7 protein-coding genes are annotated in these 13,737 nt (G+C 64.9%); 1 reads left to right on the top strand and 6 read right to left on the bottom strand.

The features are described from left to right. Nucleotides 1-23 precede the first annotated feature (23 nt). The gene (smc, locus tag AC0MRV_RS14570) at nucleotides 24-3,872 is read right to left on the bottom strand and encodes a chromosome segregation protein SMC (RefSeq protein WP_472765222.1); all 3,849 of its coding nucleotides are present in this window, start codon (nucleotides 3,870-3,872) and stop codon (nucleotides 24-26) included. Nucleotides 3,873-4,026: 154 nt separating this feature from the next. Here smc and AC0MRV_RS14565 point away from each other — a divergent pair, with 154 nt between their 5' ends. Then, nucleotides 4,027-5,217 carry a TolB-like translocation protein gene (locus AC0MRV_RS14565; RefSeq protein ID WP_472765221.1) on the top strand — a complete coding sequence of 397 codons (1,191 nt, stop codon included), beginning with the start codon at nucleotides 4,027-4,029 and terminating at the stop codon, nucleotides 5,215-5,217. 21 nt (nucleotides 5,218-5,238) lie between these two features. Here the strand turns inward: AC0MRV_RS14565 and AC0MRV_RS14560 are convergent, their stop codons facing one another. The 5 genes from AC0MRV_RS14560 to AC0MRV_RS14540 are packed head-to-tail and all read right to left on the bottom strand — an operon-like array spanning nucleotide 5,239 to nucleotide 13,686. Next, nucleotides 5,239-6,696, bottom strand: a complete 1,458-nt coding sequence (locus AC0MRV_RS14560; RefSeq protein WP_472765220.1) for an FAD-binding oxidoreductase — start codon at nucleotides 6,694-6,696, stop codon at nucleotides 5,239-5,241. Nucleotides 6,697-6,734: 38 nt separating this feature from the next. Then, nucleotides 6,735-8,975 (bottom strand): AMP-binding protein, encoded by a 2,241-nt coding sequence (locus AC0MRV_RS14555; protein WP_472765219.1) that lies wholly within the window; start codon nucleotides 8,973-8,975, stop codon nucleotides 6,735-6,737. A 50-nt stretch (nucleotides 8,976-9,025) separates the two neighbouring features. After that, complete coding sequence (locus AC0MRV_RS14550) at nucleotides 9,026-9,676, bottom strand: hypothetical protein (protein WP_472765218.1); 651 nt, start codon at nucleotides 9,674-9,676, stop codon at nucleotides 9,026-9,028. Continuing rightward, a complete protein-coding gene (locus AC0MRV_RS14545; protein WP_472765217.1) occupies nucleotides 9,673-10,668 on the bottom strand; it encodes an AAA family ATPase in 996 nt (331 codons plus the stop codon). Before AC0MRV_RS14545 ends, AC0MRV_RS14550 begins: the two co-directional genes overlap by 4 nt. A 36-nt stretch (nucleotides 10,669-10,704) precedes the next feature. Further along, nucleotides 10,705-13,686 (bottom strand): hypothetical protein, encoded by a 2,982-nt coding sequence (locus tag AC0MRV_RS14540; protein ID WP_472765216.1) that lies wholly within the window; start codon nucleotides 13,684-13,686, stop codon nucleotides 10,705-10,707. Between the last annotated feature and the right edge of the window lie 51 nt (nucleotides 13,687-13,737).

Genomic DNA, 13,737 nt, shown 5'->3' with positions numbered 1-13,737 from the left:
GCCCATGACGATTGATCGGGCCGTCAGGCGCTGGCCGGCGTTTGCGTGCCTCGCACGGCCTCGGCGATGTTGACGGGGTGCGCCTCGGTCTCCGTGTCGCCCTTCTCGTGGTTAAAGCGCATTGAAACGGTCTTCGAAACACCGCGCTCTTCCATCGTCACACCGTAAATGGCCTGCGCTGCGGAGACCGTGCGCTTGTTGTGCGTGATGATGATGAACTGCGAGGAATCGACGAACTTCTTCAACAGGGTCGTGAAGCGACCGATGTTCGACTCGTCGAGCGGTGCGTCCAACTCATCCAACAAACAGAACGGCGAGGGTTTCACCATGTAGAGCGCGAAGAGCAGCGCGACCGCGGTGAGCGTCTTCTGTCCGCCGGACAACAAGGTGATGCTCTTGAGCTTCGTGCCGGGCGGTTGCGCGGTGATTTCGATGCCGCTCTCAAGAATGTCCTCCTCGGCGATCAGCTCGAGGTTTGCCTTTCCGCCACCGAACAGGGTGTCGAAGGTGTATTTGAAGTTCTTTTTGATCTGCTCGAAGGTAATCGCGAACTGCTCCTGTGAGGTGCGGTTGATCTCATCGATCGCAGAGAGCAGCTCGGTCTTGGCGTTGTTCAAATCGTCGCACTGGCCCTTGAGAAAGTCGTAACGCTGCTTGAGCTCCGCATATTCCTCGATGGCGACAAGGTTCACCGCCCCCATGGAGTTGAGGCGCTGACGCAGGGCGTCGACCTCCGACTTCACGCTGGCCCAGTCGGTCGTTTCGAGCTGCAGCAAATCGGCTTCGGTCGGCTCGCCCTTCGGTCCCTTGGCTTTCCGACGGCGCTTTTTGGTCGGCGCCGGCTCCGCCTCGGCGGCGGCACTCTCCCCGTCGGCGGGCGGCGTGTGTTCGCTTTCCGCGTCGTTGGAATCAGCCGGGGCCTCGTCTTCGTCATCCTCCTCGAGGTCGAGCGGTTTCATGTCCGGCGGGTCTTCGTCGGAATGCCACATGAGCGACTTCCAATCGAGGTTCTCCACCGCTTCCGAAAATTCGCGAGTGACATCCTCGGCGATGAACTGAGCGCGGGAGTTGGCCTCGGCCAATTTGACTTCGCAGCGACTCAGTTCGCTTTGCGCACCTTCCGACGCACTGCGCAATCCCTGTTGGGCCGCCTCCACCGCCTCAATGTCGCCTTCGACCTCGGCCAGCTTGCGGCGGACGATTTCCACCTGCTCCTGCGCGACCACCAGCGTCTCACTGATCTGCGCCGCGCGCTGCCGACTGGACTCGGCCTCGTGTTCAAGTGACGAGATCTGCTCGGTCCACACCTCGATCTCCTGCTGGCGTTGCGCGAGGATCTGCGCCAACTGATCGCGGCGCTTTTCCATGTCGGCGATGCCGCGGTCGAGCACCTCGACCTTTTGGCGACGTTCCGCGAGTTCGAGTCGGGCCTGAGCGAGGCTGTCGCGCTTCACATCGCGGTCGGTGCGGATCTCCACGATACGCACCTCCATCTGCGAAATGCGTTCGCGCGCGTTGACGGCTTCGCCTTCCGCCTGGGCGAGACCGGCCTGGGCCTTGTCGAAGCGCTCCTGCGCTTCGTTGCGAGCCGACTCCAGGCCCGTGAGTTCACGCTCCATCCGGCCGACGCGCTGTTGCGATTCTTCGATCGCGCGTTGGGCGTTGCGCTGCTCGGTCTGAATCTCAGCCACGAGCTGCGTCGCGCCCAGCACCTCTTTGCGGCGGTCTTCCAAAGCCTGTTCGGCGGCGACGAGTCGGGCGTTCAGTTCCTCGATAACGTTCTTCTGGTCATCGTGCTTCTTCTGCTCGTCGGCGATCGCCTTGGCCGTTTCGCGCAGGTCGATCTCGCGCTGCACAATGCTGTTTTCCGGCTTCTTGTTAAAGCCGCCGTAAACCAAACCGCGACGATCCACCATCTCACCCTTGCGGGTCGCGACGGCCAGGAAACTGAAGTTCGGATTGGCCGACCAGAAATCGAGAAAGGCGTTCAGGTCGTCGGCCAAGTAACATGCGCCCAGCAGCGCAAAAGACGGGTGGGACTCATCGACGTTGATCAGCGCCGAACTGGCCGGACGCAGAAAGCCCGGCAGTTCGCCGTTCGCATTTTGCGACGAGCCCATACCGTCCACCTGCAGCACCGCGCTGCCGATCTCGTCCCGCTCTAATTGGCCGAGCACGCGTCGCGCGGTTTCGAGGTCCGTGACGTGGATGGCCTCCACCGCCGAGCCGAGCAAGGCTTCGATTGCTTTGCCGGCCGAGGGGTCAACCTGCAGGCCTTGGGTGATCGGGGTGGCGGTCGCGCCTTGCAGCGCGCCATCGAGCCGGCCCTGCAGCACGGCCTTGGCGCCGGCGCCGAAGCCTTCCCATTTTTCCTGCAATTGCTGCAGCAGTTTCAGGCGAACGGTGCGCTGGGCGAGGCCGCGATCAATATCCTGCAATACGCGCTGCGCGTCACGGAATTCGCGGGTCGCATTGCCGATGGCCTGCTGGGCCTCGCTCGCGGCCTGGTCGAGCCGGGCCTTGTCGGTGCGGGACTCCTCCAAGCGTTGATCAACCTCGGCGGCCCGCTGGTTGAGGGCGGCCTGTTCTTGGCGGGCGCCTTCAAGCTGCTGCACCAAAAGATCGTGCCGTTGAATGGAGGTCTTCTGCTCGACTTCAAACCCAGTCGTGTCGGTGCGGAGTCGGGCGATGGTGCTCTCCATCTGGAGGAGCTGAAACTTGGTCTGCTTGAGCTCGTCCTCGAGTTTCGAGAGTTCGGCTTCGGCGATGGCGAGGTCGCGGTTGCGGTTTTGGAAAAGTTGGTCGGAAGAACCGAGCAGGGTGAGTTGCTCCTCCTTGTCCTGCGCGCCGCTGTCGACTTGGTCGGACAGCTCGCGCATCTGCATGTTGAGCTCACCGAGATTGTCGCGCGACGAGGCGAGACGATCCTCCAGCCCGGTGCGCTTGATCTTGGCCAAGTTGGCACCGTTCTCAGCCTGTTCACGTTGGGACTTCAGGTCGAAGACCGCCTGCTGGGCATCCTGTGCCCGCTGGTGCAGGCGGGAACGTTCGGCTTTTTTCTCCTCCAACGCGCCCTGCTCGCTCTCAAGTTTGCTACGACGCTCTTCGGCCTCGCGGCGCAGGCCGGTAAGCTTGTCCTGCAGCTCGGTGATCGTCGCGGCGAGCCGGCCATGATTGAACGCACTGTGCGCGAGACTCAGGTGACGCAGGCGAAAGCTGAGGCGCTTGTAGCGCAGCGCCTTGGAGGCCTGTCGCTTGAGGCTGCCGATCTGGCGCCCGACCTCCGAGATCACGTCGGCGACGCGCGCGAGGTTTTGCTCGGTGAGCGAGAGCTTGTTCATCGCCTCGCGCCGCTGGGCCTTGTATTTGGTGATGCCGGCGGCCTCCTCGAAAACGGCGCGACGCTCCTCGGGTTTGGAGGAAAGGATCTGGTCGATCTGGCCCTGCGCCATGATCGAGTAACTGGTCCGGCCAATGCCGGTGTCCATGAACAGCTTCTGGATGTCCTTCAGGCGGCACGACTGGCCGTTGAAGAAATACTCGCTGCCGCCGTCGCGGTGCACACGCCGCATGATCTCGATCTCGTGAAACTCGCTGCCGAGCTGCTTCTCGCAATCGGTCAGGAGCAGGGCGACTTCGCACAACTGTGCCTGACGACGCGAGTCGGTGCCTTCGAAGATGACATCCTGCATCTTGCCACCACGCAGCGCCTTGGCGCTCTGCTCGCCCAACACCCAGCGGATACCGTCGGCGATGTTCGACTTGCCGCAGCCATTGGGACCCACGATGGCGGTGACGCCGGGTTCGAAGCGAAGAGTCGTGGGATCGGCAAACGACTTAAAGCCGTGCAGTTTGAGGGCCTTGAGATACATGCGGGGCGGTTAAAAGCGGTCGATTGAAGAGGCCCCCTCGCCTCCGGCAATGGAAAATCCCGCCGCAGGCCAAATTGGCCAAGGTTTGCCGCCCTACCTAAATTTGGGCTTGCCCGCGACTTGACCACACTGGCACGCGCGGGATGCTTCAGGCGTGTCCTCGCCCGAACCGCGCCTCGCGTTCATCTCAGCTGGAAAGCTCTACGTGCGAGAGCCTTCCGCAATGGTGCGCCAGATCGAGAGCAAGTTCGCCGACGAACTTGTGGCGCGCGAGGAACAGGCCCAACGACGCCACAGCTGGAAGGCGGGCGATGACGATCCCGCCAACCCATTCAACCGGCAAGCGACCTGGGGCCGGCAATCCGCCTCGGCCGAGTTGTCTCGACCCAAGTTCACCGCGCTTTCCCGCGGAGACAGCCCCGACGAGATCGCTTATACCCTCGCGACCACGGGCGTGGGCGGCTTGTTCACCCAATCGCTCGCGGGAAAGGAGGAAAAGCGCCTGATGCACCGGAGCTCCTTCTTCGCCTCCCACCTGGATCGTCAGCCCTCCTCGGGCCGCTTCGCGTTCTCCCGGGCGCAGAGCGACGGCAGCGTCAACCTCTGCATCCGGCAGCCCGAGGCCAACCATGAGGACGAAGTCACCGAGGGCGACTCGGTCGACGAAGCGCCGTCGTGGTGTGGCGACAACGCCGAAGCGCTGGTCTATCACTCCTGTGGCATCGGGCGCGACGCCCGCGGGATTATTTTTGGCTACTCACCGAGTCAGATCGAGCGCTTGGATCTGAGCACCGGAGAGATCGAGACGCTGGCCGATTCGGAACGACATGACCTCCTGTGCCCGCGCACCGATGCGGCCGGCGTGCTGTATTACATCCGGCGCCCCTTCGTCGATCCCCGCAAGGTCAGCCACGCCCATGCGTTGAAATCGGCGCTCCTGTTGCCGTGGCACGTGCTGACCGCGTTGGTGGGATTCCTAAACGCTTTCTCGATGATGTTTGGCGGCAAGCCGCTCGCCCGTTCCCGTCCCGGCGGGGCGGGACTCGGTCCCGCCGATGATCTCGCCTATCACCGCATTTGGGGGCGGGCGATCGAGTCGCGCGATCTCTTGCGCGCTCGCAAAGGCGAGTCGATCGAATCGCTCGTGCCGTCATCGTGGGAACTCGTGCGTCAAACCGCCGATGGCCAGACTCATGTGCTAAGCTCCGGCGTGGCTGCCTTTGATCTTGGAGCGGACGGTCGAATCGTGGTCAGCAACGGCGTCGAGATTGCGCTCGTGCAGGACCGCACGCGCGTCGCCCTGCACCGGCAGATGCCGGTTGAAACCGTGCGCATCCTCGATTGATCGCATCGGCCGGCGCAAAGCTCACTTGTGATCCCAAGGGAAGCTGGCGACGACCTTGGGACATTTCCAAGTCTCGAAGACCTCGAAGACCTTGCCGGGATTAAGGATGCCGTTGGGGTCGAGTGCTTGCTTGACCGCCTGCATCGCTCCGATCGCGGCCTCGGAGTGTTGGATACGCAGGAAGGGAGTCTTGGCGAGACCAATGCCGTGCTCGCCACTGATGGCGCCGCCGAGCGCCACCACCTGCTCCATCAGCGCCTGCACCGCCGTTTCGGCCCGCGCGCACTCGTCGGGGTCGGTTTTGTGATACATGATGTTCACGTGCAGGTTGCCGTCCGCGAGGTGCCCAAAAGTGGGGATCGCGAGGCCCGAGGTTTTCCGCAGTTTCTCCAGGAAACGCGCAAACTTACCGTAGGTCGCGAGCGGCACGGTGACGTCCTCGTTGAGCTTGGCGTCGCCCATTTGGAACATCGCTCCCGAGCACTTGCGGCGCACCGCCCAGAGACTCTCGGCCTCGGTGCGATTCCGCGCGGCGCGGTGGCCCACGGCATGTTCCGCGGCCCATGCGAGCACGGCCTTTCTCGTTTCACGCACTTCGGCGGCGCTGCCGGCCAGTTCCAGCAGGATGACCGGTTTGCCGGGTTGGCCGGGAAAAATGGTGGTGCCCATCGCGCTCTCCGCGCAGGCGACACTGTAGCGGTCGAGGAACTCGCAGATCGCCGGCTGCACCTTGGCACCGAAAAGCGCCCGTGCGGCCTTGAACGCGCCGACCTCGTCCGCAAACGAGGTCAGCAAAGTCCAGCGCGCGGCCGGTTGCGGGATGAGGCGCAGCACCGCGTCGGTCACGACACCGAGCATGCCCTCGCCGCCGATCCACAGGTCGCGCAGATTGAACCCGGCGGCAAACTTACGCGTGGCGGTGCCCCACTCCACGTATTCGCCGGTCGGCAGATACCCCTTGAGCGCGACGATGAAGTCGCGGGTGACGCCGTATTTGCCGCCATGCATGCCACCGGCGTTGCAGGCGATGTTGCCGCCGATGGTGCAGTAGGCCTTGGAGGACGGATCGGGCGGATAGAACCAGCCCTTGTCGGCCGCCGCATTCTGGATGTCGGCCACCACCGCGCCGGCCTGCACGTGCGCGAAACCGGCTTCGTCGTCGATGCGGATGCGCTTGAGCTTCGTGAGGTCCAGGACCCACCCCCCCAAACGCGGCGCCGCCGAGCCCATGAGCGTGGTGCCCCGCCCGCGCGGCGTGACCGGCACACCGCGCCGATTGGCCAGCTGCAGCACCACCCCCACCTGCTCATGACGGCGCGGCGTGATCACCGCCTGCGGCATGAAGGACATGCGACCGCTGTCGAACGAGGCGGCGTAGCATGAAGCCTCGTCGGTTTTGACGAAGCTGGCACCGAGTTGACGTTTCAGTTGCGCGGTTGCGCGGGCATGCGGGGTTTTGGACACGTCGGGAGTTTGCATTCCCGCACCGCGTGGCGCCAATCGCTTTTCGCCAATCCTTACGCGGATTTCGCCGCCGCCGAGGCGGTCTCCTTGCACGCCTTGAGGTCCAATTTGCCGGTGCCGAGCACCGGGATCGCCTCCACGCGATGCACCAACTTCGGCACCCACAGGTTGGGCAGCCCGGCGGCGAGCAACTTCTCCCGCAATTGTTCACCCGAAAGTTCCAGGGTCGTCAGCAGCACCAGCGCCTCGCCCTTGCTGGCGTCGGGCACGCCCATGACCGCGATCACGTAACCCTCACTTTGATCCAGGTCGAAGAGGTCGATGATGCGCTGTTCCACGGTGCCATGAGGCACCATCTCGCCGCCGATCTTGGAAAAGCGCGACAGGCGCCCCTCGATGCTGAGAAACCCGTCCTCGTCGAAACGACCAAGGTCACCCGTGACAAACCAACCGTTATGGAAAGCCTCGGCGGTCTTTTCCGGATTCTTGAGGTAACCCTCGAAGACATTGCCGCCGCGAAAGGCCACAATGCCCGGCTGGCCGAAGGACTGTTCCTCCATTGTATCCGGGTTCAAAATACGGGCCGTCATGCCCGGCATCATGCGGCCAACGGAGCCGAGCCGTTTGCCCAGCTGCTCTTCCGCCCCAGGGGCATCCGGCAACAGCGGGTTGGGCTGGTTGATGTTGGTGGCCGGGGTGGTCTCGGTGAGACCGTAGCCCTGCATGATCTCGATGTGAAACTTCTCCTTCACCGCCTCGTAGAGATCCATTGGCATCTTCTCCGCCCCCGAAACCACCAGATCGAGCGAACGCAGGTCGCGGGGTTCGGCGCGCTTGACCAGCGGGCGCAGGAAAGTCGGCGCGGCGATCATCACCGTCGCCTCCTCCTCGCGGATCGAGTCGATGATCTTTCGCGTATCCAAGGGACTCGGCACCGTGACCACATGGCAGCCGCGCATCATCGGATACCACAGGGTGACCGTGAATCCGAAGGAGTGGAAGATGGGCAGGCAGGCCAACATCGTCGCCGTGTCGGGCAGGATGCAAAGCGAGGAGATCTGCCAGCAGTTGGAGAGGATGTTGCGGTGGGTGAGCACGACGCCCTTGGGTTCGCCGGAGCTACCGCTGGTGAAGAGCAGGCCGGCCTCTTCGCGATCGCCGCGTTTGGGCAGTCCCAGCAGATTGGCAAACCACTGATTGGGCAGAACCCACGCGCCCAGCAGCCACGGCAGGATCGCCTTCTTGCCGCCGAGCGCCTCCATTTCGGATTTCAAATCGAGCGTGCGCTCGGGCCAGGGGAAGTCCTTCACCTTGGCCTTCACGGCGTCGGCCGAAATGATGGTGGCAATCTCGCCCAACCGCAGGCTGGTCTCGATCGCGGCCCGACCGGCGGTGAAGTTGAGATTCACCGGAATCTTGCCGGCGCACAGCACGGCCAGGTTCGCGATGCAGGCGCCCGCACCGGGCGGCAGCACGATGCCGACGCGTCGCTCCGGTATGGTGCGGCGCACATGCCGCGAGAGCGCCGCCGCCGCGGCCAACAACTGCCCCGCTCTCACCTCGCGACGACCGGCGGTGCGGTCGATGACCTCCAAACGCCAGGGCCGCCGCGCCAGCCCCCGCACCACCTCACGACCGAGATGCCGCTTGAGCTGGGGACGTTGCTGGAAGGCCGATTCGCCGAGGTCCAGCAACTCGCGCCGCAGCACCTCGGGTGGCGTGTCCTCGGCCCGCAAGGGTTTGCCCCAGGCCACATAAACGTGCGTGCGCATCATCCGCGGCGCCTTGAAGAGGTAGCGGTTGCCCGAGAAGGAAAACACCGAGCCCCACAGTCCGTCATGCGCCACCGGCACCACCGGCACCCCGGCCTTGCGCGCCATAAGCTGGTAACCGCCCCGAATGCGCATCAGCTGGCCCGTGCGCGAAATCGCGCCCTCCACAAAGAGCAGCACGTATTCGCCGCGTTGGAGGCATTCCACCACCGCCCGCGTGGTGCTGAGCGCGTTCTGCGGCGTGATGGCCAGAGCCCCGCCCAGCTTGAAGGCCCAGCGGAACAACCAGTGACTGTCCCGCATGCCTTTGAAGCCGACAAAACGGATCGGTCGCGGACAGGCGAGCTGCAACACGATCGCATCCACGTAGGAAAGGTGATTGGCCGCCAACAAAGCGCCGCCGGACGGCAGATTTTCGCTGCCACCGAAACGAACGCGATACAGACAGCGTGCAATGGCGGCGACAAAGACCTCGACGATCCACGGCAAGGTGGAGCGGGTAAAGCGGGGGGCGTCGGACATGAAAAAGGGGTTGCGACAATGCGACTCCGGCCTGCCGACTTTTCAAGGCTTTAGGGTCGGTTTTCCGTTCGCGCCGCGACAACCCTTGCCGCTTCGCGTAGGTCATCGGCCAATACGGCAAAGCCGGGGAAATCATTTTCCAGGCGCCGCAGGTCCCCGCCCATGCGCCGCACGGCCTTGACCGCGTGTTCCGTTTCAAGTGCCAGCGTCGGGCGCGGCGTGCCATAGACGCGTTCCTTCAGCTCGGAGCGGCTGTAGGGCTGGGCACCGGTCACCTGCCCCGACACCCATGCGGCCTCCGTCACCGTCTCGTCGATACCGCACAGATACCATCCTTCCATCGCCGGCACCGCAATGCCGATCCCGCGCAGCACCCGATCGCGCCCGCGGGCCGGCGGCAGGTTCTTCGTCGCCTTGCGAAACACCGCCTGGAGTTGGCAGACCCGGCAGCCCGGATGGTGATCATGCTGCGCGGTGTGCACGACCGAGTCGTCACTGTCCGCCACCACGACCAACAGTTCGGCGTCGGTCTGGAAATGCAGGTGCCGCGCCACCGCCGGCAGGACCTGCCGCACGTTGGGCCAGCCGCGCGCTCGCAGCGAGGGCCGGACCCGCTGAATCCGGCGACCGATGACCATCTCCACCAGGACCGCGATGGCGGCTTCGTCGGCCGGCGATTCACTCAACAGCGCCACCTTCATTGGTCTTCGGGCACGCCGCCCAGCAGTCCCGCATACCAGATGTCGCCCAGGGATCCTTCCTCCAGCAGTTCCGCCAGATCCGCCCGATCCGCCAACCGGGAAAACTCCGCCGCGCGTCCCTGTTTCCCCGCAATCACGATCTCCTCCGGATGGTCCCGGAACAGATCAAGCAGGTAGGGCGAATGCGTGGTGGCGATCACCTGCACCGGGGGGCGTTCCAAACCAAAGTCGGCCGGGTAAGACAGGCGGTAGATCACGTCCCGCACTTGCCGCAGCAGTCGCGGATGCAAGCCCCGGTCCAGTTCCTCGATGCACACCATCGGCGCCGGCGTCGGGTCATGCCCCAGCGCGCACAAGGCCAGTGCGTAGAGGGTGCCCTGCGAGAGCGAATCCGCCGCGACCCACTCCCCTTCTTCCGCCAGCCGCAGAGACACCGTGAGCTGTTGATCCGCCGGGGCTTCGACCCGCAGGTCGTCATACTCCGCGAACAGCCCGACCACGTCCTCGCGAAACGCGGCGAAGTGCGTGGCGTGAGCCGTTTCCCACCAGCGCAACACGGCGGCGAGGTTGGCGCCGTTGGTGGCGAGAGCGACCGGCCCCGGCGCCGCCAGCGCCGGGGCGGCCATGGCGTAGTGGTCAAATAAATACGCCTGCACCGCGCGCACCTGATCCCGTAAATCCGGCCAACGGCCCGCTTCGCCGCCCACCAGCCGCAGCGCGTCGCAGCGGGCATGCTCCCGGCAGTGCATGCTCACGACGGTCGCCCCCGCATCCGCGAAGGTGAATTCGATCTCCGGCCCGTCACCCGGCGCATCGGCGGGCGGCGGCGTGGTGGCCAGGGGCAGCGCGGCGAGGGACCGGAGCTGCAGCACGGCCTGGATCAGACTCGTTTTGCCCGAGCCATTGGGCCCCACGACCAGGTTGAAGGGCGCCAACTCCAAGCTCGTGTGACGCAGAGCCTTGAAACGACGAAAGCTGACGGAGGCGATCACGCGCCCAGCTTGAGCGTCGCCCGGCGCTTGGCAATGCTAGCGCAGCGCACGCGAGAGCAGTCGCCCGAGTTCCGCCGTTCCCACCTGGCTGAGCGAACCGTCGAGGTGCACCGCCTGCACGAGGGGACGGTAGCCTAACGCGTCGGCATCGGGTTTTGTCAGGTTCAGTCGGCCGAGCAAGGCGCCGATCTCCTCCCGGGCGGCCAGCTGCAGGGTAAGCGCAAGGGGGGTCATCCAGATCGGCGTGCCCTCCTCATAAACGATGCTGCCGTTGCCGAGTAGACGCAGGCCGGGAGAGATGACCGCCAGATCGCGCAACACCAGATTACCACCGGGCGCCCGGTTGAGCTCCAGATTGAGCTGATCAAAGGCCAGCGCCGACAACTGATCGGCCACTTGTGTGAGCGCCTCCAAACGCTGAGCCCGGCGGCCGATTTCCTGATTGCCGGACAACGCGGCCACCAGTCCCCCCACGACTGCCAAGGTGCGGCCGGCCTCGATGTATTGCTGCACATCGACCTGCAGCGCGCGCAGGACGCCGCCGGCACTGGTCACCCGCGCTTCGATCGCCGCCTGCCCCACCAGATCCGCCAAGTCGTTCACCGCGCTGTTCAGATCGGCGTTGAAATCCAATCGCCCCTCCAAGGTCGGAACCTGATCCGGATCAATTGCGCGCAGAATCGCGCCGACGTCGACCCCCTCCGCCCGCATCTGGCCCTTGGCCTCATAATTCTGTCCCCGCGTCGCATCATAATCCAACCCGCCGTCAATCTGCACTTCCCCCCCGCCCGCCATGCTGGCGCTCAAGCCACTGAGGTTGAGTTGGGAAGCGTCCAATTCGATGTCGCCGCGAATGTTCTCCAACACGAGGCCATTGGGCAGGGTCAGCTCACCGATGGCCGTCTTGAAGGTGCCTTGCCACCCGGCCCAAACCGGACCGGACGCGGGGGTCGGTGCGTTCTCGACCGAGGCCGGCGCGTCCGGAGCCACCGCCAGAATCAGTCCCAGTCCTTGTAAATCGGATACGTAGGCCCGTGGCCCACTCAGGCTCCCTTCCGCCTGCCAGCCCGTGTCGCGCGACGCCGCGCTGACGTTGAGGGTGAGGTCGGAAACGCGATCATCCATGGTGAACCGCATGGGTAAATGGGCCTCGATCGCCCCACCACGAAACAGGTCGATGCGGCCATCCACCTGCATATCGGGCATCCGCTGGCCCTCCGCGAGCATGAGCTCTGTTGCGGCCACACTCGCGGCCAGGGAGACGCGATCCTCCAGACCCAATCCAAATTCGCCCTCCACGCGCCCCGTGCGCAGGGCCAGCGCGGAGGCAAGCTGCGGGACGCGCTCGATGATTCGTAAACTAGATTCAAAACGTCCGGCCAATTTCATGACGTCATTCTCCCGGGTGAGGCGGCCGCCGCGCGCGCTGAAGGTCGCGACCGGCCCCTCCGCATCGAGCAGGTCCAGGCGATCAAGTTCCACCTGCCATCCCTCGGCGGTGAATTCGGCGCCGACACGCAAGGTCACATCGATCTCGTCCACCAGCGTGCGCCCTTCCTCGGCCAACACCATGCCGGGCAAGTGCAGCTCGTCGGTCGTCACCACCCGCAACCCGTGCGGGCTGACCATGCCGACAAACCCGCCTTGCACGGGGCGCCCATCGAGCACGTAGGGGTCCAACCAGGGTTGGGCCCACGAAATCGGCAGGCCGAGCAGGTTGAGGGAAAACACCGGATCATCCGGCTGCGCGACGCGGATTTCGTTGGTCTGGTGCGCCACTTCGATGCCCTGCAACAAGTGCGCGGAAAGCAGCGGCGCCGCGCCGTTGACCGCCAGATCCAGTTGCGTGAGCCGCAGCCCGGTTTCCCGCAACTCGGTATCGAAGGTCAGTTCGCCTGACACCGGGCCCACTTGACTGAGCTCCGGCATCAGCACCGCAAAATCGCTGCCCGTAAACGCCAGAGTGCCACCCACCGAACCGCTGCTCAGGTCAATCGCGGCGCTGAGCGCTCCCTGCCCCTCACTCGCAAAACTCGGTAGGGTGCGCCCCAGCATCAGACTGCCGAGCGAGCGGTCGTTGAGCGCGATCGACCACGTGCCGCTGAGCGTCGCGTCGTTCTCCTCGCGGCGGAGGTCGAGGTGGACCAACCGGTTGTGCTCGTCGCGCAGCGAAAACGCGGCGTGCGGCGACCCCTCGGCAACCCGCAGGTCAAATTGCAGTTCGAAGCGATCGGGAGTCGCCCGCTCATCGCGGCGCCCGGCCAGTTCGGCGGCGAGACGCACATGGTCGAGTGTGTGCGCATCGGCCAGCGTCAGGCCAAGACGAGCGTCGATGAGCAGCGAACGAATGCCCGCGGCAGTGGCCCGTTCGCCCTCGGCTTCGACCAGAAGATGAAACGTGCCCGTTTCTCCCGCCCGCAATCCACCACCGGTCACCGCGACGTTGGCGTGGCCATCCGCTCCGGGGCCCGCTTGGCGCCATGCCGCGGTTCCGCGCAGATCGAGCTCATCGACCGCGATATCCAACGGCAGGTGGAGCGCGTCCAGCAAACCGCCCAAACCCGGCGCGGCATGCCCACCATCGGCCGTGACAAGGCTTCCGCCCAACGCGCGCGCGAGGCCACCCCACCCCGCTTCCGCCGCGTTTGAAGCAACCGGCGGTTCCGGCGCCCGCATTGCCGCGATCGCCACGGCGGGATCGATCTGAAGTTCCCAGTCGTGCGCCACGAGGCGCCGCAGCTCGACGCGGTTCGTCAGCAGACGCCAGACCGGCAAGGTGGCTTCGACCCGCGGGGCGCGCAGCACCATGCCGTCACGTCGCACCGCCAGATCATCGATCCGAACCGTGCTCCAGCCGACGGAAACCCGCGACAGACTGGCCGCCATGTCCGGCTGCTCGCTCAGGACCCGCTGGACGACCCGAGTCTGGAAGCTTGCGTTGAACGCAAGCGCGACGGCCACCACGGCCACGATGACCAAGAGTGCGATCCCGATGAGAATACCGCGACGCCGTTTCATGCTGGAGTGGCTGAGTCGGACCTCAGCTAGCGGTCAAAGTTCTACGGTTTG

Source organism: Actomonas spartinae (genome assembly GCF_051209155.1).
Classification (GTDB): Bacteria; Verrucomicrobiota; Verrucomicrobiia; order Opitutales; family Opitutaceae; genus Actomonas.
This window is presented reverse-complemented; position numbering and strand designations above follow the sequence as displayed.